The organism is Streptomyces caniscabiei, assembly GCF_014930365.1.
GTDB lineage: Bacteria > Actinomycetota > Actinomycetes > Streptomycetales > Streptomycetaceae > Streptomyces > Streptomyces caniscabiei.
In genome coordinates, this window is sequence record NZ_JABXWI010000021.1 from 30130 (window position 1) to 52638 (window position 22509).

9 protein-coding genes are annotated in these 22509 nt (G+C 73.2%); 1 reads left to right on the forward strand and 8 read right to left on the reverse strand.

The genetic code is table 11. The features are described 5' to 3' along the window. Positions 1 to 63: 63 nt before the first annotated feature. Entirely contained in the window at positions 64 to 594 is a 531-nt protein-coding gene (locus tag HW837_RS39990; protein WP_237270580.1) for an NlmOI, read from the reverse strand. A gap of 315 nt (positions 595 to 909) precedes the next feature. On the opposite strand from HW837_RS39990, the gene HW837_RS39995 reads away from it, so the two are divergent. Beyond that, positions 910 to 1635 carry an SDR family oxidoreductase gene (locus HW837_RS39995; protein ID WP_045558324.1) on the forward strand — a complete coding sequence of 242 codons (726 nt, stop codon included), beginning with the start codon at positions 910 to 912 and terminating at the stop codon, positions 1633 to 1635. Between the two features lie 177 nt (positions 1636 to 1812). On the opposite strand, the gene HW837_RS40000 is transcribed toward HW837_RS39995, so the two are convergent. The 7 genes from HW837_RS40000 to HW837_RS49780 form a co-directional block, all read right to left on the reverse strand. Next, positions 1813 to 3033 (reverse strand): cytochrome P450, encoded by a 1221-nt coding sequence (locus HW837_RS40000; RefSeq protein ID WP_093790803.1) that lies wholly within the window; start codon positions 3031 to 3033, stop codon positions 1813 to 1815. Positions 3034 to 3116: 83 nt separating this feature from the next. After that, positions 3117 to 4109, reverse strand: coding sequence for a 3-oxoacyl-ACP synthase III family protein (locus HW837_RS40005; RefSeq protein WP_045558326.1), 993 nt, complete (start codon positions 4107 to 4109; stop codon positions 3117 to 3119). After that, positions 4106 to 5473 (reverse strand): crotonyl-CoA carboxylase/reductase, encoded by a 1368-nt coding sequence (gene ccrA / locus HW837_RS40010; protein ID WP_193381724.1) that lies wholly within the window; start codon positions 5471 to 5473, stop codon positions 4106 to 4108. Before ccrA ends, HW837_RS40005 begins: the two co-directional genes overlap by 4 nt. Positions 5474 to 5487: 14 nt before the next feature. Further along, positions 5488 to 5697: a DUF5988 family protein gene (locus HW837_RS40015; protein ID WP_045558328.1), complete on the reverse strand. Its 210-nt coding sequence runs from the start codon at positions 5695 to 5697 to the stop codon at positions 5488 to 5490. 119 nt (positions 5698 to 5816) lie between these two features. Next, the gene (locus HW837_RS40020) at positions 5817 to 8504 is read right to left on the reverse strand and encodes a LuxR family transcriptional regulator (protein WP_078853490.1); all 2688 of its coding nucleotides are present in this window, start codon (positions 8502 to 8504) and stop codon (positions 5817 to 5819) included. 338 nt (positions 8505 to 8842) lie between these two features. Further along, the gene (locus HW837_RS40025) at positions 8843 to 15490 is read right to left on the reverse strand and encodes a type I polyketide synthase (RefSeq protein WP_193381723.1); all 6648 of its coding nucleotides are present in this window, start codon (positions 15488 to 15490) and stop codon (positions 8843 to 8845) included. Between the two features lie 94 nt (positions 15491 to 15584). Beyond that, positions 15585 to 22283, reverse strand: a complete 6699-nt coding sequence (locus HW837_RS49780) for a type I polyketide synthase (protein ID WP_193381722.1) — start codon at positions 22281 to 22283, stop codon at positions 15585 to 15587. Positions 22284 to 22509: the final 226 nt, after the last annotated feature.

A 22509-nucleotide genomic window follows, 5' to 3' on the forward strand; every position in this document is an offset into this window, starting at 1 on the left:
CGGGCGGGGGCACGCTCGGGGCGGCCCCACGCCGTCGGCCGGTCGGATCCGCGGCGACGCCGGTCAGATCCGGTAGCAGTGCATCTCGTCGCCCTGGACCAGGTCGTCGCCCACGGCGATGAACCCCTTCTTGAAGAAGTGGTCGGCGTCGACGACCGAGAAGTCGTCCACGAAGCTGTGGCGTCCGCCGAAGACGGCGCTGTCGCCGGAGACCCTGAAGCGGCCGTCGGCCCAGCCGGGGCTGGTGAACGTGCCGTGGTTGCCCCAGTCGTCGTAGTAGAAGCAGATGAAGGCGGAGTCCACCTCGCTCCAGCCGAAGAGCCAGTCGGCGACGATGCCGGGCACCGGGATCGTCTGGGTCATGTGGAGGAACCGGCCCTCGGCCACGGGGTGGGTGGACCAGGTCGCTTCGCCGGTGGTGACCTTCTCGGTGGTGAAATTCGTGTACTCGACGCGGAAATCTCCGAGCAGGAAGTCGAGTTGCTTCATTTCCGGCGCGACGTCGGGACGGCCGGGAAACACGACCTCCCCGCTGTCGGCGGGAAGGGAATCCCGCATGACCTCGTCCGAGGGCTGTACGGGCTGTGCGCTCATGGCCTACTCCGCGAGTTCGGGACGTCTTTCCTTCCCTCGGAAACTATGAACGCGGCATCGTCGCGCACAAGCCCGACCGTGTTAAGTAGGGGTGCCTCGGCAGTTGTTCGGGGGCTGCGGGATCCGGCTAGGGGTGTTTGCCGTCAGGTCGTCCCATTAGGCTCCCGACGGTGGGACCGGCTCACTTGCCGGACGCCTCCGCCGAAGAGCGGACGGCGAATTCCCGGGCCTTTTCCCGGATCTCCGGGCGGCTGCGGCCCAAGCGCCGCGTGGCCGCGAAACTCACCCGGCAACGCAGAGGGGAGACGCAAGGACATGGCACTCGAAGGCAAACGCGTCGTCGCTATCGGCGGCACGATGGGCATCGGTCTGGGGGTCGCCGAGGCCGCCTCGGCGGCGGGAGCGTCCGTGGTGGTCGCCTCCAGCCGCCGGGCCAGCGTGGACAAGGCACTCACGGCTCTCCCCGCCGGCACGGAGGGCCACACGGTGGACGTCTCCGACGAGAAGGACGTCGCCCGCTTCTTCGACGAGGTCGGGGCCTTCGACCACCTGGTCTTCACCGCCGGGGACCGGGTGGGGATCCAACCGTTGAAGGACGTGGCCATCGCGGAGGCCCACCAGCTCTTCACCGTACGGTTCTGGGGCGCGCTGGCGGCCGCCAAGCACGGTGTCCAGCACATCCGTGAGGGCGGTTCCATGGTGTTCACCACCGGCACCAGCGGTCGCCGCCCCTACATCCCCGTCGGTACCGCCGTAGGCGGTCCGCTGTACGCGGGGATCGAGGCGATGATCCGGTCGCTGGCGCTGGAGTTGGCGCCGGTCCGGGTCAACGCGGTCGCGGCAGGCGTGGTCAGGACACCGCTGACGACGGAGGCCGACCCCGAGGGGGCGGAGCGGTTCTTCGCCCAGCACGGGCCGAAGTTGCCGGTCGGGCGGGTCGCCGACCCGTCCGATGTGGCCAAGGCGTACGTCTATCTGATGTCCGACGGCTTCTGCACCGGTCACGTCCTGGTGTCGGACGGCGGTCAGCTGCTCATCTGACGGCCGGTCGGCTGTCGTCCGACGGCCGGTCGGACGTCGGACGACGCCGATGCCGTCGGCCACCGCCCTGGGCCGCCGCCGTCGCCCTCGGCCACTGCGGTCACCCGAAAGCGGTCGCCACCCCGGCGGGGTGGCGACCGCTTCGCCGTGCTCAGCCTCATCGGGCGACCGTCGTCCTCACCAGGTGACCGGCATCCGCTGCAGCTCCGGGTGCCAGAGCGGCCTGTCGTACATCTCCTCCATCGGCACGGCGAGCCGCAGTCCCGGTAGCCGCCGGAAGAGGGTTCCGTACGCGACTTCGAGGCCGACCCGGGTCAGATTGGCTCCCAGGCAGTGGTGGATGCCGGAGCCGAAGGCGAGGTGCCCTCGTGCGGCGCGGCGCACGTCCAGCCGGCCGGGGTCGGGGAACTCGGCCGGGTCGTGGTTGGCGCCGCCGTTGGCGACGAGGAGGCCCTCGCCGGCGCGGATCAGTTGCCCTCCGACCTCGACGTCCTCCAGGGCGACGCGCGCCATCAGGTCGAGCGGGCTGACCATGCGCATCATCTCGTCGACGGTGCCGGGCAGGACCTTGGGGTCGTCCCGGACGAGGGCCAGTTGATCGGGCCGCTCCAGCAGCAGGCCCACCCCGACGGTCAGCATGGCCTGGACCGGTGTCTGGCCGGCGATGAAGATCAGGAAGCAGAGGTTGGCGAGTTCGGTCCGGCTGAGCGTGCCGGTGGTGACGTGCTGGGCGATCACCCGGCTCACCGGGTCGTCGCCCGGTTCCTCCTCCTTGGCCTCGATGAACCTGAGGAAGTACTCCTGCAACGCCATCATGCGCATGCTCACCTCGGCACCCACCTGTTCGGTGTCGAGGACCGCGTGGGCCTTCTCCCGGACTTCCCGGTTGCCGGCGAGCCAGGCCTGCATATCGCTGTACTCCATGCCCAGGGCCCAACAGGTGATGATGCCGGAGAACGGCCCGGCGAACTTCTCGACCAGGTCCGCGGAGTTTCCCTCCGCGAGCATGGCGTCGATCAGTTCGTCGGCTTTTCGCTGCATCTGCGGCCGCAGGTCCTCCGCTCTGCGCAGGGTGAATTCCCGGATGACGGCCTTGCGCTGCACGGTGTGCTGCGGCGGGTCCATCGTGAACAGCATGGGAAAGCCACGGGATCCCTCGAAGGCCTCGGCGTAGATGGGATATCCGGGATTCGTGATGTCGGAGCTGAAGCGTTCGTCGCCGAGAATGGCCCGCACCTGCTCGTACCGGGTGACGAGCCAGACCCGCCTGCCGTTGTAGAGCTGCCCGGGAGTGGGTGCCTCGGTTTCCCGGAACTTCACGTACTCGTCGGGCGGCGTGTAGGGGCACTTCCGCAAAAGGGGGAAGGCGATGTCTTCACGCTCGGGTGTCACGGTCACGGAAGGTGCTCCCTTTCTGGTGCAGGGCTGAGGAACAGGCTCGGTGGAAGAAGGTCACCGAAGGGGGGAGGTGGTGCGGCCGTTCAGGCGTGCCAGCGCAGCAGGCAGAGCCCCGCCGCCATGCCCGCGCCGAAACCGGCGAGCAGCAGCAGTTCGCCGTCGGCCAGCAGGTCCGCGCGGGACGCTTCGTCGAGGGCCACGGCGACCGAGGCGGCGCCCATGTTGCCGTAGGTGACCAGGGGTGTGTGGGTGCGGGCGCCGGCGAGGCCGCAGCGTTCGACCAGTTCACCGAGGAGCACTCCGTTGGCCTGGTGCGGCACGAAGTGCGCGACCTGGTCCAGGGGGGTGCCGGTGCGCGCCATCAGGGAGCCGACCATCACGGGCACGTTCTCCATGACGAAATCGGCGACGCCCCGCCCGTTCATACGGAGGTAGTGTCCGCCGTTCGCGACGGTGTCGGCGGACGCGGGGACCCGGCTGCCGCCGCCCTCGATCCAGATCAGTTCGTGGGCGTCGCCCCGGCCGACGAGTTCGGTGTCGATGATCCCGTACGGTTCCGGGACGGCGCCCACCACCGCGGCACCGGCGGCGTCGCCGAGCAGGACGGCGGTGCCGCGGTCGTCGTAGTCGAGGAACCGCGAGTACAGGTCGGCGCCGATCACCAGCGCGAGGGTGCCGGGGCGCAGTGCCACGAGAGCGCGGGCGATGTCGAGGGCGTGCACGAAGCCGGCGCAGGCGATGTTGATGTCGAAGCAGGCCGCGCGGTGGGCGCCCAGCGCGTTCTGCACCAGGGAGGAAGTGGGCGGCAGGGGGGCGTCGCCGGTGGAGGTGGCGACGATGAGGTGGTCGACGCGGTCCGCCTCGACGCCGGCCCGGGCGAGGGCGGCGACCGCGGCGTGCCGGGCGAGGTCGGAGGTGGCCTCGTCCGGTGCCGCGTAGCGGCGGCCCTGGATCAGGGTGCGGCGGCCGATCCACTCGGCGGTGATGTTCGGGACGCGGCGGGCGATCTCCTCGTTGGTGATCTCCTCCTTGGGGAGGTAGGAGCCGGTGCCGAGGATGCCGATGGAGGGGGTCACACCGTCACCTCCAGTGCGCCGGGCACGTCGGCGGCGAAGGGCCGCAGCGGGTTGAGCCGGTCGGCGCCGATCCGGGCCCGCAGCTCCGGGTCGGTGACGCCGAGGCCGGGTTCGGGGGCCAGGCACAGCACGCCGACCTTGCCGATGTGCTCGTTGCGCTGTACCAGCCGGGTGGCCTCGCCGACCTCTTCCAGCGGGAAGAGCGAGGACATCACGGGCATGATCCGGCCCTGGGTGAACAGCCGGGCGCACTCCCACTGTTCGTGGAGGTTGGCCACATGGCTGCCGATCACCCGTTTGAGTTTCATCCACAGGTAGCGGTTGTCGTAGCGGTGCCGATAGCCGGTGCTGGAGCCGCAGGTGACGACGGTGCCGCCGCGTCGCACCACGAACAGGGACATCCCGAAGGTGGCCTGTCCGACGTGTTCGAAGACGATGTGCGGGTCCTCGCCGGTCTCGCGGCGGATGACGGCGCCGAGCCGTTTGCCGTCGACGATGGCCTGCTCGAAGTCGTCGCCCTCCGACGCGCCGATGCCGATCTCCGAGCGGTCGATGACGATGTCGCAGCCGAGGGCCCGGAGTGCTTCCGCCTTCTGCGGGGAGCCGACGACGCCGACGGGGATGCCGCCGCCGTTCTTGACGAACTGCACGGCGTAGGCGCCGACGCCGCCCGTGGCGCCCCAGATCAGCACGACGTCGCCCTGTTTCATCCGGGCGCCGCGGTCCGAGACCAGCATCCGGTAGGAGGTGCCGGCGCAGGCGGGTACGGAGGCGGCCTCCTCCCAGGTGAGGTGGGCGGGCTTGGGAATGAGTTGGCCTGCCCGGGCGAGGCAGTAGTGGGCGAGGCCGCCGAAGTTGGTCTCGTAGCCCCAGGCGAGCTGGTGCTCGCCGAGCATGCCGTCGGCCTGGGTGACGGCCTCCTGCTCGTCGACGCAGGCGGCGTTGACGAGGACGTGGTCGCCCACGCGCCAGCGCCGGACCGCCGAGCCGACCCGGACGATCACGCCGGCCGCGTCCGAGCCGAGGACGTGGAAGGGCTGGTCGTGGCGGGCGGCCCACCCGCCCTGCCGTCCGTAGGAGGCGAGGAAGCGGAAGGTCGGAAGGGGTTCGAAGATGGCGGACCAGACGGTGTTGTAGTTGATCGAGCTGGCCATGACGGCGATCAGCACTTCGTCGGGGGCGGGCTCCGGCATCGGCACGGGGCCGACCCGGAGGGTCTTGCGCACGTCCTTGTCGGCGACGTCGCGGAAGATGTCCACGTCCTCGACCCGGAGGTGGGCGGCGGTGAACTCCTCCGGCAGAGCCGCGTGTTCCAGCTCCTCGGGGTGCGCCCCCGCGAGCACCGCGTCGGTCACAGTACCCATGTCGGCCGCACCCCCTATTCCGCGATCGCGGTCCGGGTCGACCAGCGGAACACGGCGACCTCCTCACCGTCGATCGTGGTGAATTCCCCGGCATGGACGAAATGCTCGTATCCCGCACCGAACCGGTGCTTGATCTTCTCCGTCAGTGAGGTCGCGAACTGGATCCTCTCCTCCTCGGGAAAGGAGGAGGGGCCGTCCGACAGCAACACCTTGAAATTGACCATGCCGAAACCTCTGATTTCTCGGGGATTCACGAAAACACGGATCGCGGATTCACCGTCCCGAGAAATCTGGCAGGGCCCATGCGGCCGGACAACCCCTACCCCACCCCGGAGAACCGGGCTCACGCGCTTTCGGGTAACCCCAGTTCTATGTGCAGGGGCAGTTCCTGACGGGAGGTGATGTCGAGTTTCTTGTATACACGTGTGAGGTGCTGCTCGACCGTGCTGACGGTGATGAAGAGCTCGCCGGAGATCTCACGGTTCGTCATGCCCCGTGCCGCGAGGACCGCCACGCGCCGTTCCGAGTCGCTGAGTTTCGCGGCGGGGGCCGGGATCTGGAGAGCTCCGCCGCGGGACCGTACGACCTGGTACTCGTCGGTGAGCCCGAGAAAGGCGATCCGCTCCCTCAGGGGAACGGACCCGCATTCCTCGGCCAGTTGCCGCGCCTTGCGGAGGGTCAGATCGGCGCGGGCGGACTGGTCGAGGTCCTTGTAGGCCTGCGCGAGGTCGACGAGGACACGTGCCAGTTCCCAGGAGTTGCCGGACGCCTGGGCGTGTTCGGCGGCCCGGGTGAGCAACCCCGGCCGCTCGCACACCTGTGCGAGCTGGGCCCGGACACGCAGCCACAGGCCGGCGGTCAGGGCGCCGTCGGAGCCGGACTCGCACGCGTGGGCGTCGAGCATCTGCTCGGCCTCTCGGACGTTGCCGAGCGCGAGCCAGGCCTCGGCCGCGTCGATCCGCCAGGTCGACTGGGGCCTGAGGGACAGTTCCCAGCGCTCGGCGTGCCGGCCCACGGCCAGGAAGTCCGACAGCGCGAGATGCGGCCGGCCCACCGCGAGCAGGAACTGACCGCGTGCCCTGAGGTAGTCCAGCCCGTACGCGCTGCGGAAGAAACCGTCGGGGACGGGCCGGTCGAGCAGCCGGACGGCCTCCTCGTACTGGCCGGAGGCCGTGCAGGCGGCGACCAGGACGGTGAGGACCCCGCCGCACAGCCAGTGACTCGGCACGTCCCCGCCCAGCGCCACGACTTCCCGGGCATGGGCCTCGGCCTCCGTCATCCTGCCCAGGGCCAGGCAGCTTTCGGCGCGCAGCGCCGTGAAGAGCTGACGCCAGCCCTCCACGCCGCGTTCGGCGGCCTCGCGCCGGAAGCGCTCGGTCCACGCGTCGGCCAGGTCCGGCCGGCCGATGGCCGTCAGATGGCGCAGTTCGGGGACGATCAGCGCGAGGGTGGTGTCGCCGAGGGTCCAGGCCCCGAGGTGCTCCTCGATCTCGTGGACGGCGCGGCTGCGGACGTGGTGGCGGTTGACGCAGACCTGGATCCTGACTCCGTCGGCGGAGACCTGTCCGCCGATGTCGTGGCCCTCGCCGCACGCGGTCCGCTCGGACGACATGCGCAGGGCCCAGGCGTCCGGCACTCCGGGGGTGAGGCAGAAGAACCAGGGCCAGCCTTCGTCGAAGTGGTCCGGTCGCGGCCCCGTCTCCCCCGTGTCCACGGCGGGCGGGGTCACGCCGCGCAGCATGGCGCTCCCCTCCTCCAGCCGGCCGCATCCGATCAGCAGCAGCGCCGTCAGCACCAGGCGCGCGGGGCAGGGGCTCGCTCCGTGGGCGCAGCCGGGCCACTCGGACTTCTCCAGGAACAGCTGCTCGACCCGCCAGGGCTCGGTCCGCAGCAGCACCACGGAACGTTTCAGCGCGAGTCTGGCCCGCTCCCAGCAGTCGGTGGTGGAGGCCTGGGCGAGTTCCACGCAGGCCACCGCGAAAGGAGTGTCGTCCACGGCCAGGGCCTCGTCGGCCGCGCGCTGGAGCGTGGCCACCTGCCACGACTCGCCGGCATGGCCGATCTCCAGCAGGTAGCGGGCCGTCACCCGGGCGCCAGCGCCGCGCTCACGCAGTCGTTCCGCCGTCCGCAGGAGGATCTCGTCCCGCCGGTCGCGGCCCGCCCGTTCCAGGACCGCGGCCTCCATCACCGGGTGCCTCAGCCGCCAGCCGTCGACCAGACCGGCCTCGCGCAGCAGGGTCATGCCGCGCACGATCTCCGGGGCGTCCAGCGGCAGCACGGACGTCAGGGTGGCGAGGTCGGAGAACTCGCGCAGCGCGGCCATACCGAGCGCGACGGTCTCGGCCCCGGCGCCGCTGTTGCGTACGCAGTCCATGGCCACCTGCGCGTACAGGCCACGCGGGTAGGGCCAGGGTGCTCCCAGGTCGGTGCGTGTCCGCATGTCCAGTTCCTCGGCCAGGGCGCGGACGAGGAGCGGGCTGCCGCCGCTCACGGCGTGCAGGACGTCACGCGACTCCTCGTCCAGCGGGCGGCCGTGGAGTTCCTCGCAGAGTTCGACGGTCTGTTCCCGGTCCAGCAGGCCCAACCTGATGCGGTGGAGGTTGGGCTGACGGAGCAGGTCGCAGTGCACGTCCCCCTTGCAGCCGCCGAACGGCGGCAGGGTGAGCACCAGCATGACAGGGCGCTTGCGCAGCCGTCGCCGGGTGGCTTCCAGCAGTCGGCGCCAGTGCGGCGCCTCCCGGTCCTGGGGCTTGTCGAAGCAGACGACGACGGGTGAGGTCCGGGTGAGGGAGGCTATCCAGTCGTCTAATTCCAGCGGCTCGCCGCCTTCCGGGCGGTCCGCCGTGGCCGGGTTCTTCGTTCCCGGTGCGGTTAATCCGCTGAGATCGGCGGCGGTGAGCACGGTCGCGCCCCGCTCCGCGGCATGGTGCGCGAATCCGTCCATGAGGTCGGTCTTCCCGCAGCCGGCACCGCCCTCCAGAACCACGGTGGTGGCTGTGCCACGCTCACACTCTGCGAGGAGGGACTGCATGAGTCGCAGTTTGTCTTCTCTGCCAGAAAACAACATGTACTTAACCCCAATCACACCCCACCGTGTTCTGCGTGTTCTGTGGAATCAATCCAGAACGGTCGCAGAGCGCGCCGGACGGTCTGTAGAACTGTCCGATGCCTTCGGTGCCCCCGCAAACACCGCATCGGTAATACGAGCGATACCACGTAAGTCCTGCTCCGCCGCGCCACCAGCGATCCACGGACCCGGCACCCAACATAGCCAAGGCGCAGCGACCATGGAAGTGGCATACCAAAACGCTACGGATGCCCCATGTGAAGAATCTCAGACTTCTCCGGGGACACATGTTTGGGCGCCAGTTATCTGCCCTTCTCGCCTTCCAGGGAAAGGGATCTGGCCATTTCCACGAGGGCCGCCGCGTCCATGGCGCGAATCTCGTCACTCTGGTCGGGTTCCGCGCGCGCGGCCGTGTCCGGGGACACCGTCCGGCCGGCGGCCAGGGCGAGCAGCGGGTCGAGCAGTCCGCTCTCGCGCAGTCGCGCCAGGGGTACGGACATGATGAGGCTGCGGATCTCCGCCTCCCGTTCACCGCCGTCCGGCCCCGTGTCCGACCGGCCGTCGCCCGGCGCGAGTTCGGCCGACACACGGGCGGCGAGCGCGTCGAGCCGTGGGTGATCGAAAACCAGAGTAGCCGGAAGTCGTAGCCCCGTAGCCGTGTTGAGCCGGTTGCGGAGCTCCACGGCCGTGAGGGAGTCGAAGCCCATCTCACGGAACGACCGGTCCGCGTCCACCAGTTGAGGCGTGGCGTGGCCGAGCACGGCGGCGACCTCGCCGCGTACCAGGGCGAGCAGGGCGGTGGTGCGCCTTTCCTCGGGCATCGCCGCCAGACGTCCGCGCAGCGCCTCCCCGGGCTCATGGGTCTGCTGGGCGGCGGCCCGGCGGCGTGCGCGGGCCGCGGTCGGGCCGAGGAGGCGCTGGAACAGCGCGGGCAGCGGTTCACGCGCGTGGCGGGCCCGCAGGGCGGCACGGTCGACCGGCGCGGCCACGACCGTGGGTGCCGTCGTCCCGTCGAGGAGCACCTCGTCGAACAGGGCGAGTGCCGCGTCGGTGGGCAGGGCCCGGAAGCCCCCGGCCCGCAGTCTGCGGTGGTCGGTGGCGTCCAGATGGGCGGTGAGCGCGCTGCTCTGCTCCCACAGCCCCCATCCGATGGACACGGCGGGGAGCCCTTGTGCCCGCCGGTGGTGGGCGAGGGCGTCGAGGAAGGCGTTGGCGGCCGCGTAGTTGGCCTGGCCCGGCGAGCCCAGGGTGGCGGCCGCCGAGGAGAAAAGGACGAACCGCCGTGTCTCCGGGTGGAGTCGTGTGAGCCGGTGCAGGTTCCAGGCGCCGTGGGTCTTCGGCCGGAGGACGCCGGCGAGCCGGTCGGGCGTCAGGGAGCCGATCGCCCCGTCGTCGGTGGCGCCCGCGCAGTGCACGACCCCGCCCAACCGCGCCCCGAGGCGCGCGAGGACGTCGTGGAGCCGGTCCACGGCATCCGGGTCGGCGATGTCGCCGGCCACGATCTCGGCGTCGGCGCCCGCGTCGGCGAGTTCGGCGCGCAGCGCCTGTGCCTCGGGTGCCCGTGGTCCCGAGCGGGACAGCAGCACGAGCCGTCGGGCCGCGTGGTGGGTGACCAGGCGCCGGGCGACCAGGGCTCCCAGGGTGCCGGTGCCGCCGGTGACGAGCACGGCCTCGTCGGGGGCGAACCCGGCGGGCGGTACGGTCAGGACGGCCTTGCCCACGAGGCCGGCCCGTGCCAGGGCCCGGAACGCGCTCGGCGCCTCGTGGACGTCCCAGACGGTGGCCGGGGGCGGGGTGAGCGTGCCGTCCTCGAACAGGTCTCCCAGCGCGCGCAGGATCTCCTGAATGCGCTCCGGTCCCGCGTCGGCCAGGTCGAACGGCCGGTATCCGACCCCGGGACGGTCGGCGGCGACGCGGACGGGGTCCCGCAGATCGGTCTTGCCCATCTCCACGAACTGCCCGTCGGGCGCCAGCAGTTCGAGGGAGGCGTCGGTGAACTCTCCCGCCAGGCAGTTGAGTACGACATCCATGCCGCGGCCGTCGGTGGCGGCGAGGAACGCGTCCCGGAAGTCGAGGGTGCGCGAGTCCGCGATGTGCCGGTCGTCGAGACCGGCGGCTCGCAGCGCGTCCCACTTGGGCCGGGAGGCCGTCGCGTACACCTCGGCGCCCAGGTGGCGGGCGAGTCGCACGGCAGCGGTCCCCACTCCGCCCGCTCCCGCGTGGATGAGCACGCTCCGGCCGGGGCACAGCCCGCCGAGGTCGACCAGGCCGTAGTACGCGGTCAGGAAGGCGACGGTCGCCGACGCGCCCTGTACGTCGGTCCATCCGTCGGGCACCGGCGCGAGGAGGCGGGCGTCGGCGACGGACAGCGGCGCGAAGGGGGTGTCGAGGGTTCCCATCACCCGGTCGCCGGGCACGGGCCGGACGACACCGGGGCCCACCTCGGTGACCACCCCGCAGCCCTCACTGCCGAGCCGGGCCCGGTCCGGATACATCCCCAGGGCGATGAGGGTGTCCCGGAAGTTCAGTCCGGCCGCCCGCACCGCCACCCGCACCTGGCCCGCGGCGAGTTCGGCGGTCCCGCCGGTGTCGGGCACGAGCGCGAGGTTCCCGAAGGAGCCGGGCTCGGTGACGTCCAGCCGCCACTGCGCGGCTCCGGCCGGCGCACGCAGGACGTCCGGCTCACCGGCAGCGCGCACCAGGCGCCGTACGTGGACCTTGCCGCCGCGCACGGCCACTTCGGGTTCCGCGGCGGCCAGGGCGGCGTCGAGCACACCCGCGTCGAGCGGCCGTTCGTCGACCGCGTCCGGATGGTCACCCCCGTTCCCGTCCACGTCCACGAGCACGATCCGGCCCGGTTCCTCCGCCTGGGCCGAGCGCAGCAGGCCGACGAGCGTGGCGTGGGCGGTCCCCGTGGCCGTCTCCGGGGTGCCGGGTACCGGCGCGGCACCCCGGGTGACCACGACGAGCGGCGACCGCGCGCACCCGTCCGCCCCCAGCCAGTCCCGGAGCAGCTCCAGCCCCCACGCGGCGGCACGTTCGGCGGCCTCGACCGGAGTGTCGTCGGTGGCCGCGACGGGGCAGCGGGCGACCACGGCGGAAGGGGCCGCCGCCCCTGCGGCGAGCGCGGCGTCCAGTTCCGCCACATCGCCGTGGAGACACCACGCGGCCCCGTCGCTCCCTGGCTCCGCCGTGTCCTCGTACGGCGGTCGTGCCGGCGCGGATTCCGTGCGGAGCCACGCGTACGTACCGGCGGCACTCACGCGGGCCGGCAGTTCCTGCCACTCGACGCGGAGCAGTCCGTCCGGCCCCAGAGGTGCGGCCGGTGCCGGGCGGTCGGCGGAGACCGGGCGGAAGGCGAGTTCGCCGACGGCGAGGACGGGGGCACCGAGCGCGTCCACCGCGTGCAGGGACAGTCCGCCGGAGCCGGTCGGGGCCAGCCGTACCCGCAGTGATGTGGCACCCGTCGCGTACGCCGTGACGCCCGACCAGGAGAACGGCAGCCCCGCGCCCTGGTCGAGGGTGCCGGGGAGCAGAGCGGCGCCGTGCAGGGCGGCGTCCAGGAGGGCGGGGTGTGCCACGAAACCGTCGCCCGGGGTGTGCGCGGGGTCCATGTCGACCTCGGTGAACACCTCGTTCCCACGGCGCCACGCGGCCCTCAGGCCCCGGAACGCCGGCCCGTACGCGAATCCGGCGGCCTCCGTCTTCTCGTAGAGGCCGTCCAGGTCCACGGGTTCCGCCCCGACGGGCGGCCAGACGCCCAGGTCGAACTCCGGCTGCGGGTCCGGTCCGAGGACGGCGCTGCCGTGCCGGGTCCACTCCTCTTCGTCGGCCGATTCCGTACGGGAGAAGAAGCGCACCGCGCGCCGCCCCTCCTCCTCGGGCTCGTCCACCACGATCTGCAACCGCACCGGCTCGGCCTCGCGCAGCGACAGCGGTGCCGCCAGGACGAGTTCCTCGACCTCGGGTGTCCCGAGTCGCTCGCCCACCCACAGCGCCAGTTCCAGGAAGGCCGTGCCCGGCAGCAGGGTGGCGCCGTGCACCACGTGGTCGGCCGTCCAGGGGTGGTCCCTCGGCGAGAGCCGCCCGGTGAACACGGTACGGTCCGCGTCGGCCGGTTCCACGACGGCGCGGAGTACGGGGTGGTCGGCCCGCCCGAGCCCGGCCAGGGCCACGTCCCCGGAGCGCACGGCCGGCATCTCGGTCCAGTAGCGCCGGTGCTGGAACGCGTACGTGGGCAGGTCGACGGTCCGGGCCCCGGATCCGGCGAAGCAGGGCCGCCAGTCGACCGGGGCCCCGTGCGCGTACGCCTCGCCCAGGGAGAGGAGCATGCGGCGCGGGCCTCCCTCGCCGCGACGCAGCGTGCCGAGGGTCTCGACCGCGCGCCCGGCCGCCTCCGCGGTGTCCCGCACGGCGCCCGTGAGCACGGCGTGCGGGCTGATCTCCACGAACAGGTGGTGGCCCTGCTCCAGCAGTGCCCGGGTGGCCTCCTCGAACCGCACCGGCTGACGCAGGTTCCGGAACCAGTAGGCGCCGTCCAGCCCGGAGGTGTCCATCCGGTCTCCGGTGACGCACGAGTAGTAGGCCACCCGCGAGGACACCGGCGCAACCGGGCCGAGCGATTCCGCCAACTCCGCCCGGATCTCCTCGACCTGGTGGGAGTGCGAGGCGTAGTCCACGGCGATGCGGCGTGCCCGCGCGCCGCGCGCCTCGGCCTCGGCGATCACCTCGTCCAGCCCCTCCGGGACCCCGGCCACCACCACCGAGGACGGCCCGTTGACCGCCGCCACCTCGACACGGCCGTCGGCCGGCGCGGACAGCGCGCGCACCTCGTCGACGGGGAGTTGCACGGACGCCATGCCGCCCCGGCCGGAGAGGGCGAGGACGGCCCGTGAGCGCAGGGCCACCACCCGCGCCCCGTCCTCCAACGACAGGGCCCCCGCCACGACCGCCGCCGCGATCTCGCCCTGCGAGTGCCCGACCACGGCCGCCGGCTCCACCCCGTACGACCGCCACACCTCCGCAAGCGACACCATCACCGACCACAACACGGGCTGCACCACATCCACCCGCGCCAACTCGCCCTCATCACTGAGAACTTCGGACAGCGACCAGTTCACGAACACCGACAACGCCCGCTCGCACTCCGCCATCCGAGCCGCGAAGACGGGCGTGGACTCCAGCAACTCCACCGCCATACCGGCCCACTGCGACCCCTGCCCCGGGAACACGAACACCGGACCCGGGCCATCCCCCGCGCGTCCCCGCACCACGCCCGCGTCCGGCCGGCCCTCGGCCACCGCCGCCAGCCCCCGGAGCAACTCCGCACGCCCCGCGCCGACCACCACGGCCCGCTGCTCCAACGCGGCACGCGTGAGCGTGGACGAGAGACCGACGTCCTGCGGGCGGGTTGCGGGGTGGTCCCGCAGATGGACCAGCAGCTTGGTCGCCTGGGACCGCAGCGCGGCCTCACCACGTGCGGAGAGCAGCCAGGGGACGGCCCCCGCGCCGTCGTCGTCCTCCGAGGCGAAGCCCCACACCTCGTCACCCTGTTCGAGGATGACATGGGCGTTGGTCCCGCTGATGCCGAACGAGGAGACGCCCGCCCTTCGCGCACGTCCCGTCTCCGGCCACGGACGAGCCTCCGTCAGCAGCTCCATCGCCCCGGCCGACCAGTCGACCTGCCGCGTCGGCCGGTCCACGTGCAGGGTCTTCGGCAGCACCCCGTGCCGGAGTGCCATGACCGTCTTGATCACACCGCCGACGCCGGCCGCCGCCACGGTGTGCCCGACGTTGGACTTGACGGAGCCGACCCACAACGGCCGGTCCGCCGGCCGCCCCTGCCCGTACGTCGCCAGCAGAGCCTGGGCCTCGATCGGATCGCCCAGCCGGGTCCCGGTGCCGTGCGCCTCCACCGCGTCCACGTCGGCCGGGGACAGCCCGGCGTTCACCAACGCGTCCCGGATCACCCGCTGTTGCGACGGGCCGTTCGGGGCCGTCAGCCCGTTCGAGGCGCCGTCCTGGTTCACCGCCGTCCCCCGCACCACCGCCAGCACCGTACGCCCGTGGCGGCGGGCGTCCGACAACCGCTCCACCATCAGGACGCCCACGCCCTCGCCCCAGCCGGTGCCGTCGGCAGTGTCCGCGAACGCCTTGCAGCGGCCGTCGGAGGCGAGGCCGCCCTGGCGGGCGAACTCGGGGAAGATGCCGGGGGTCGACATCACGGTCACTCCCCCGGCGAGCGCGAGGTCGCACTCCCCCGTGCGTAGCGCCTGCACCGCGAGATGCAGGGTGACGAGGGAGGAGGAGCAGGCCGTGTCCACGGTCAGCGCGGGGCCCTCCAGCCCGAGCGTGTAGGCCACCCGGCCGGACATGACACTGCTGGTCATCCCGGTCAGCGACGGGGGTTCCTCGGCGTCCTGGCTCATCGCCATCAGGCCGACGAAGTTCTCGGCCCCGCCCCCGAGGAAGACGCCGGTACGGCTGCCCCGCAGCGACGAGGGGTCGAGGCCGGCCCGCTCCACCGCCTCCCACGACACCTCCAGCAGCAACCGCTGCTGGGGGTCCATCGCCAGCGCCTCGCGCGGCGAGACGCCGAAGAACTCCGCGTCGAAGCCCGCCGGATCGTCGAGGAAGCCGCCTTCGAGAGTCACCGAGGAGGAGATTCCGTCGGCCGCTTCGTAGAGGTCCTCCAGCGGCCACCCCCGGTCGCGGGGGAAGGGACCGATCGCGTCGGCTCCGCCGGCCACCAGCTGCCACAGGTCGTCGGGGGAGGCGACCCCGCCGGGGAACCGGCAGGCCATACCGGTGACGGCGATCGGCTCCCGCACCCGGTCCTCCGTCCGCCGCAGCCTCTCGCGCAGCTCACGGGCGTCGGTGATGGCCCGCCGGAGGTACTCACGGAGTTTGTGCTCGGTCTCACTGCCGGGTTCGTCGGATGTCCTGGACATACGTGCGTCGCTTTCCTCGCGGTGGGGGGAGGTGGTGACATCTGCCCGGCGGGGCGGGGTGTGGCCCCTGCCGGGCAGCGCGTTGGCGCCGGGGTCAGGGAAGCCGGGCCCCGTCGTCGACCATGGCGAACAGGTCGTCGTCGGAGGCCGTGTCGAGGTCGTGGTCGCGGTCGGCGGTGGTGCCGAGGTCGTCCGGCCGCCGCCAGGCTCGCAGCGCCTGGCCGAGTCGTTCGTCGAGGTGTCGGCGGTCGGGGTCGTCGTGGGGCACGTCCCCCAGGTGTCGGAGGAGTCCGTCGAGCAGGGCGAGCGCCTCTTGGGCCGGGGAGGCCCGCGGTGGGGCGAGTTCGGTGCGCAGCCGGTCCGCCAGCGCCTGCGGGGTGGGGTGGTCGAACACGAGGGTCGCGGGCAGCCGCAGTCCGGTCGCGGCGGCGAGGCCGTTGCGCAGTTCGACCGCGGTGAGGGAGTCGAAGCCGAGTTCGCGGAACGTCCGCCCGGAGCCGAGGGTGTCCGGTGAACCGTGCCCGAGGACCGTGGCGGTGTGGGTGGTGACGAGGTCCAGCAGCAGCCGGTCGCGCTCGGTGTCGGACAGGACGGCCAGCCGCTCCGCCAGGGCCGGTTCCCCGGCGCCCGCGGCGGCGGCGCGCCGCAGGAGGGGAGCCTGGACGAGGGCGCGGAAGCCGGGGGGCAGGGTGCCCGCCTCGGCCTGCGCGCGCAGGGCGGCGGTGTCCAGCGCCAGCGGTGCCACCGCGTCGGCGTCCATGCCGAGAGCGGTGTCGAACAGGGCGAGTCCCCGGTCCGGGGCGAGGGCGCGCAGCCCGGAGCGGGCCATCCGTCGCTGGTCGGTGTCGCCGAGTCCGGCGGTCATGCCGTCGCCGGCCTGTTCCCAGGCCCCCCAGAGCAGGGAGAGGCCCGGGAGTCCTCGGGCCCGGCGCCGGGCCGCGAGGGCGTCCAGCCAGAGGTTCGCCGCCGCGTAGTTGGCCTGGCCGGGGTTGCCGGTGAAGCCGGAGGCGGAGGAGAAGAGCGCGAACACGGCCGGTTCGTGGCCGAGTTCACGGACGACCGCGTCGAGGTGGGCGGCGGCGTCGGTCTTGGGGCGCAGGACGCGGTGGAGTTGCTCGTCGGTGAGCCCGGCGGTGATGCCGTCGTCGAGAAGGCCGGCGGTGTGCACGACCGCCGTGGTCGGCCGGTCGGCGGGCAGCCCGGCCAGTGCGGTGCGCAGCGCGGTCCGGTCGGCGACGTCGCAGGCGAGGGTGGTGACGCCGTCGGCGCCGGCCGCGCGCAGCTCGGCCTCCAGTTCGGCCGCGCCCGGGGCGTCGGGGCCGCGGCGGCTGAGCAGCAGCAGATGGCGGGCGCCGTGCCGGGCGACGAGGTGGCGGGCGACGAGACCACCGAGGTGGCCGCTCGCGCCGGTGACGACGAACGTGCCCTCGGGGTCGGTTCGACGGGGGACGGTGAGGACGGCCTTGCCGACCAGTGTGGCCTGGCTGAGCGCCCGGAAGGCGTCGCGGGCCCGGCGGATGTCCCAGACCGTCAGTGGCGGCGGGGTGAGGGCGCCGCGCGCGAAGAGGTCGAGGACCGCCCGGAGCATCTCGCGCATCCGGTCGGGGGCCGCCTCCTGGAGGTCGTAGGCCTGGTAGGTGACGCCGGGGTGGGCGGCGGCGACGGTGCCGGGGGCGCGGATGTCGGTCTTGCCCATCTCCAGGAAGTGCCCGCCGCGCGGCAGCAGGCCGAGGCCCGCGTCGACGAACGCCCCGGCCAGACAGTCCAGGACGACGTCCATGCCCTGTCCGCCGGTTGTCTCCCGGAAGTGGTCGGCGAAGGCGAGGCTGCGGGAGTCGGCGGTGTGGTCGTCGTCGAGTCCGGCGGCGCGCAGCACCTGCCGCTTCCCGGCGCTGGAGGTGGCGTAGACCTCGGCGCCCAGGTGCCGGGCGAGTTGCACGGCGGCCGTGCCGACGCCGCCGGCTCCGGCGTGGACGAGCACCTTCTGGCCGGGCTGGACGTCCGCGAGGCCCACCAGGCCGTAGTAGGCGGTGAGGTAGGCGATGGGGACGGCGGCGGCCTGTTCGAAGGTCCAGCCGTCGGGCATCGGGGCCAGCCAGCGGTGGTCGGTGACGGCGACCGGGCCGAAGGTGGCGGGGCCGAGGCCGAGGACGCGGTCACCGGGCTCGATGCCGGGCACGTCGGGGCCGACGGCGGTGACCACACCGGCGAGTTCGCCGCCGAGGCCGCTGAGTCCGTCGACGAGGCCGAGGGCGACGACGACGTCCCGGAAGTTCACCCCGCAGGCGCGTACGTCGACCCGTACCCGGCCGGGGCCGAGCGGTGCGGCGAGGCTCTCGGGTGCCGGGACGAGCGCCAGGTCGTCGATGGTCGCACCGTCCCCCACCCGGTCGAGGACCCACGGGCCGGGGCCGGGCGGCGGCAGCAGCGCGGTGTCGCGGGAGAGGGGAAGCAGCCGGGGCGCGTGGACGCTGCCCGCCCGCAGGGCGAGCCGGGGTTCCTCGATCGACAGGGCCCGGGTGAGGGCGGCGGCCGAGGCCTCGGCGCCGTCCCAGTCGACGACGGCGATCCGGTCGGGGTTTTCGTGCGCGGCGGAACTCACCAGTCCCCACACGGCCGCGGCGATCGGGTCGGGGGCCTCCTCCTCGGGCCCGACGCGCACCGCGCCCCGCAGCAGCAGGATCAGCCGGGCGGCGCCCACGTCGGCGGAGTCGGACAGCCAGCCCCGTACGGTGTCGAGGACCTGTTCGGTGACGCTGTGGACGGCCGTCACGGCGGCGGTGTCCCCGGGGTCGGTGCCGGGCGGCAGGGCGGCGTCGAGGGCGAGGACGACCTGGTCGGCGTCCCGGGCGGCGGCGGCCGGGGCGGCGTGGCGGGTGGCTCCGGGCAGGGTGGGCAGGCGGCCGTGGTCCCCGACGAGGGCCCAGCGGGCGGCCGGGGCGGCGGGGTCGGCCGGCAGCGGCACGTTCTCCCAGCCGGGCAGTTGGAGGTCGTCGGCCGGTGTGTCGGCCGGGGCGGGGGCGGCCAGGTCGGGGGCGGCGCGGACGGTGAGCGAGCGGATCGTCGCCACGGGGGTGCCCGTCGGATCGGCGAGGGCCAGGGTGAGGCTGGCCGGGCCGGTGGGGGTGATGCGGACGCGCAGCGCGGTGGCGCCGGTGGCATGCAGGGTCACCCCGTCCCAGACGAACGGCAGCCGGGCCGCTCCGGCCGATTCGGCGAAGGCGCCGCCGGCGAACACTGCGGCGTGCAGGGCCGCGTCGGCGAGCGCGGGGTGGAGGGCGAAGTCGGCGGCGCCCGCGACCGATTCGGGCAGGGCGACCTCGGCGTACACGTCGTCGCCCTGCCGCCAGGCGCGCCGGACGCCCTGGAAGGACGGGCCGTAGGCGAAGCCCCCGGCGGCGAAGTCGGCGTAGAGGGAGTCCGTGTCGACGGGAGTGGCGTCGGCCGGGGGCCACACGGTGCCCGTATCCGCACCCGTGCCCGCGCCGTCGTCGGGCTCCTCGGTGCCGAGGGCGCCGTCGGCGTGGGTGGTCCACGCGTCACCGTCTGCGGACTCCGGCTGGGAGACGATCCTGAGGGCGCGCCGTCCGTCGTCGCCGGGCCCGTCGACGACGACCTGGACGCGTACGCCGCCGGTGGCGGGGACCACCAGGGGCGCCCGCAGGACGAGTTCGCCGACCGCGAGGGCCTCGGGTGTCGTGGCCTCCAGGCGCGCGGCGGCGTGCAGGGCGAGTTCCAGCAGGGCCGTGCCGGGGACGAGGACGGAACCGCCCACCGCGTGGTCGGCCAGCCACGGGTGGGAGTCCACGCCGAGGCGGCCGGTCAGCAGCAGGGTGTCGGTGCCGGCCACGGTGACGGCGGCGCCCAGCAGGGGGTGCCCGGCGGCGGGCAGTCCGGCCGCTCTGCCGGCGGAGGCGCCGGGCTTGGGCCGCAGCCAGTAGTGGCGCCGCTGGAAGGCGTACGTCGGCAGGGGCACCGGGTGTGCGTCGCGGCCGGCGAAGAAGGCCGCCCAGTCCACCGGGACGCCCCGCGTGTGCAGGTGGGCGAGGGCGGTGACGAGCGCGCGGGTCTCGCCCTGGTCGCGGCGTTGCGTGGCGACGGGTCGGAGGGCCCGGTCGTCGCCGTCGGCCATGGCGGTGAGGACGGCGTCCGGGCCCAGTTCGACCTGCGTGGTGACGCCCGCCTCCCGCAGGGTGCGGGTCACGTCGTGGAAGCGCACGGTGTCCCGGACCTGACGGACCCAGTAGTCGGGCGACCGCCACTCCTCGTCGTCCAGGAATCCGCCGGTGACGCCGGAGAGGACGGACAGGACGGGCGGATGGAACTCCAGCTTCCGTACGACGTCACGGAAGTCGTCGAGCATGGGGTCCATCAGCGGGGAGTGGAAGGCGTGGGAGACGCTCAGGCGCCGGGTGCGGCGGCCGAGGCCGGTGAAGTGCTCGGCGACGGCGGTGACCGCGGCGGCGGTGCCGGAGACCACCACGGAACGTTCCGCGTTGACGGCGGCCAGCGCGACGGCGTCCTCCTGACCGGCGAGCAGCGGCGCGACCTCGCTCTCGGTGGCCTCCAGGGCGGCCATGGCGCCGCCCGTCGGCAGGGCCTGCATGAGCCGGCCGCGTGCGGCCACCAGGGCGCAGGCGTCGGGCAGCGTGAGCATGCCGGACACGTGGGCGGCGGCCAGTTCACCGATGGAGTGCCCGGCCAGGTGGCGGGGCGTCACCCCCCAGCTCTCCAGCAGTCGGAAGAGCGCCACCTCCATCGCGAAGGTGGCCGCCTGGGTGTACTGGGTCTCGTTCAACAGCGCGGCGGCGTCGGTGCCGGGTTTCGCGAACATCAGGTCGGTCACGGAATGTTCGAGGTGTCCGTCGAGTTCCGCCCCGACGGCGTCGAGGGCCTGCGCGTAGGCTGGGAAGGTGGCGTACAACTCCTGTCCCATGCCGGGCCGTTGGGCACCCTGACCGGTGAACAGGAACGCGCAGAGCTGTTCGTCGGCCAGTCCCGTGACGAGGCCGGGTGCGGGTTCTCCGGAGGCCAGGGCGGTCAGGGCGGGGGCGAGTTCTTCAGGGTCCGTCGCGACGGCCACGGCCCGGTGTTCGAGCGCGGCCCGTGTGGTGGCGGTGGCGAGACCGAGGTCGAGGAGGCGGGGGCCGTCGTCAGGCGGGCCCGTGCTCACGTGCACGTGCAACCTGGCAGCCTGGGCCCGCAGGGCGTCGGCGTCACGGGCGGAGAGGAGGACGGGCACGGCGGGCAGGGGCGCGGCGGTAGGGGCGGCGGATCGGGCGCTCACCGGGGCGACGCCGTCGGCTGCCCGGCCCGGCTCGTCGCCGCCGCCGACCACCCGGTCCGACGCGTCGTCGCCGCCCACCCGGTCCGGCGCCCGCGTCACGTTCCCGGCCGGTTCCGCGCCGTCCGGGGCCTGTTCGAGGATCACATGGGCGTTGGTGCCGCTCACACCGAACGACGAGACGGCGGCGCGGCGGGGGCGGCCGAGGTCGGGCCAGTCGCACGGCTCGGTGAGCAGCTCGACGGCGCCGGTGGTCCAGTCCACCTGGGGCGAGGGCCGGTCGACGTGGAGGGTGCGGGGCAGGCGCCCGTGCCGTATCGCCATCACCATCTTGATGACCCCGGCGGCGCCGGCGGCGGCCTGGGCGTGTGCGAGGTTGGACTTCACCGAGCCGAGCCGGAGCGGCTGCCCGGCGGGACGTTCCGCACCGTAGGTGGCCAGCAGCGCCTGCGCCTCGACGGGGTCGCCGAGCCGGGTGCCGGTGCCGTGCCCCTCGACGACGTCGACATCGGCGGCGGTGAGCCGGGCGTTCGCCAGCGCCTGCCGGATCACGCGTTGCTGGGAGGGACCGTTGGGCGCGGTCAGTCCGTTGGAGGCACCGTCCTGGTTGACGGCGGTGCCCCGGATCACGGCGAGCACCTGGTGGCCGTTGCGCCGGGCGTCCGAGAGGCGCTCCACGAGGATCACGGCCGCGCCCTCGCCCCAGGCGGTACCGTCGGCGGCCTCGGCGTAGGAGCGGCAGCGGCCGTAGGGGGCCACGTTGCCCTGGCGGGTGCTCTCCACGAAGGTGCTGGGGCTCGACATGACGGTGGCACCGCCGGCCAGCGCCAGTTCGCATTCGCCGGCCCGCAGCGCCTGCGCGGCCAGGTGCAGGGTGACCAGGGAGGAGGAGCAGGCCGTGTCGACGGTGACGGCGGGCCCTTCGAGGCCGAGGGTGTAGGCGACGCGGCCGGAGAGGACACTGCCGGCGACCCCGGTGCTCAGCAGGCCCTGGACCTCGTCGGGCAGCGTGGAGAGTTCGCCGCCGTAGTCGTGGTACATGATCCCGGCGTAGACGCCGGTGCGGCTGCCGGCGAGGGTGGCCGGCACGATCCGGGCGTGTTCCAGCGCTTCCCAGGTCACCTCCAGCAGCAGTCGCTGTTGCGGGTCCATGGCGAGGGCCTCGCGCGGCGAGATACCGAAGAAGCCGGCGTCGAACTCGCCCGCGTCGTACAGAAAGGCGCCCTCCCGCGCACGGCTGGTGCCCAGCCGGTCGTCCCCCTCGGCGAACAGGGCGTCGAAGTCCCAGCCCCGGTCGCCGGGCATGGCCCCTACGGCGTCACGGCCCTCGTCCACCAGGCGCCACAGGTCGTCGGGGCCGGTGACGCCGCCGGGGAAACGGCATCCGATACCGACGACGGCGATGGGTTCGCTGTCGGCGTCCTCCAGCTGTTTCAGCCGTCGGTGGGCCTTGCGGAGGTCGCCCGTCATGGTGCGGATGTATTCGACGAGCCGCGCTTCGTCCGTCACTGGAACCCCCTGGGGTCGGAGCCGTGCGGATGTTCACCACACCAGGGAGCGGGCAGCGGCAGCCGCAGGACGGCGGGCCGAGCGGTCCTGGAGTGTTTCGATATTCAAGTAGAACGATCACGGCCGTCTCGCGACACCCCTGACTGCACGCCGAGAGGTTAGGGGTGAGGTCAGGGGGGCGGCAGTGACCGGCCCGTCACCGTCAGCTGTTAGCGTCCGAAGACCG

Coding starts and splice junctions, on each gene's coding strand:
- HW837_RS39990 (WP_237270580.1), bottom strand. CDS start 594: ATGAGCGCACAGCCCGTACAGCCCTCGGACGAGGTCATGCGGGATTCC.
- HW837_RS39995 (WP_045558324.1), top strand. CDS start 910: ATGGCACTCGAAGGCAAACGCGTCGTCGCTATCGGCGGCACGATGGGC.
- ccrA (WP_193381724.1), bottom strand. CDS start 5,473: ATGGGTACTGTGACCGACGCGGTGCTCGCGGGGGCGCACCCCGAGGAG.
- HW837_RS40015 (WP_045558328.1), bottom strand. CDS start 5,697: ATGGTCAATTTCAAGGTGTTGCTGTCGGACGGCCCCTCCTCCTTTCCC.
- HW837_RS40020 (WP_078853490.1), bottom strand. CDS start 8,504: ATGCAGTCCCTCCTCGCAGAGTGTGAGCGTGGCACAGCCACCACCGTG.
- HW837_RS40025 (WP_193381723.1), bottom strand. CDS start 15,490: ATGTCCAGGACATCCGACGAACCCGGCAGTGAGACCGAGCACAAACTC.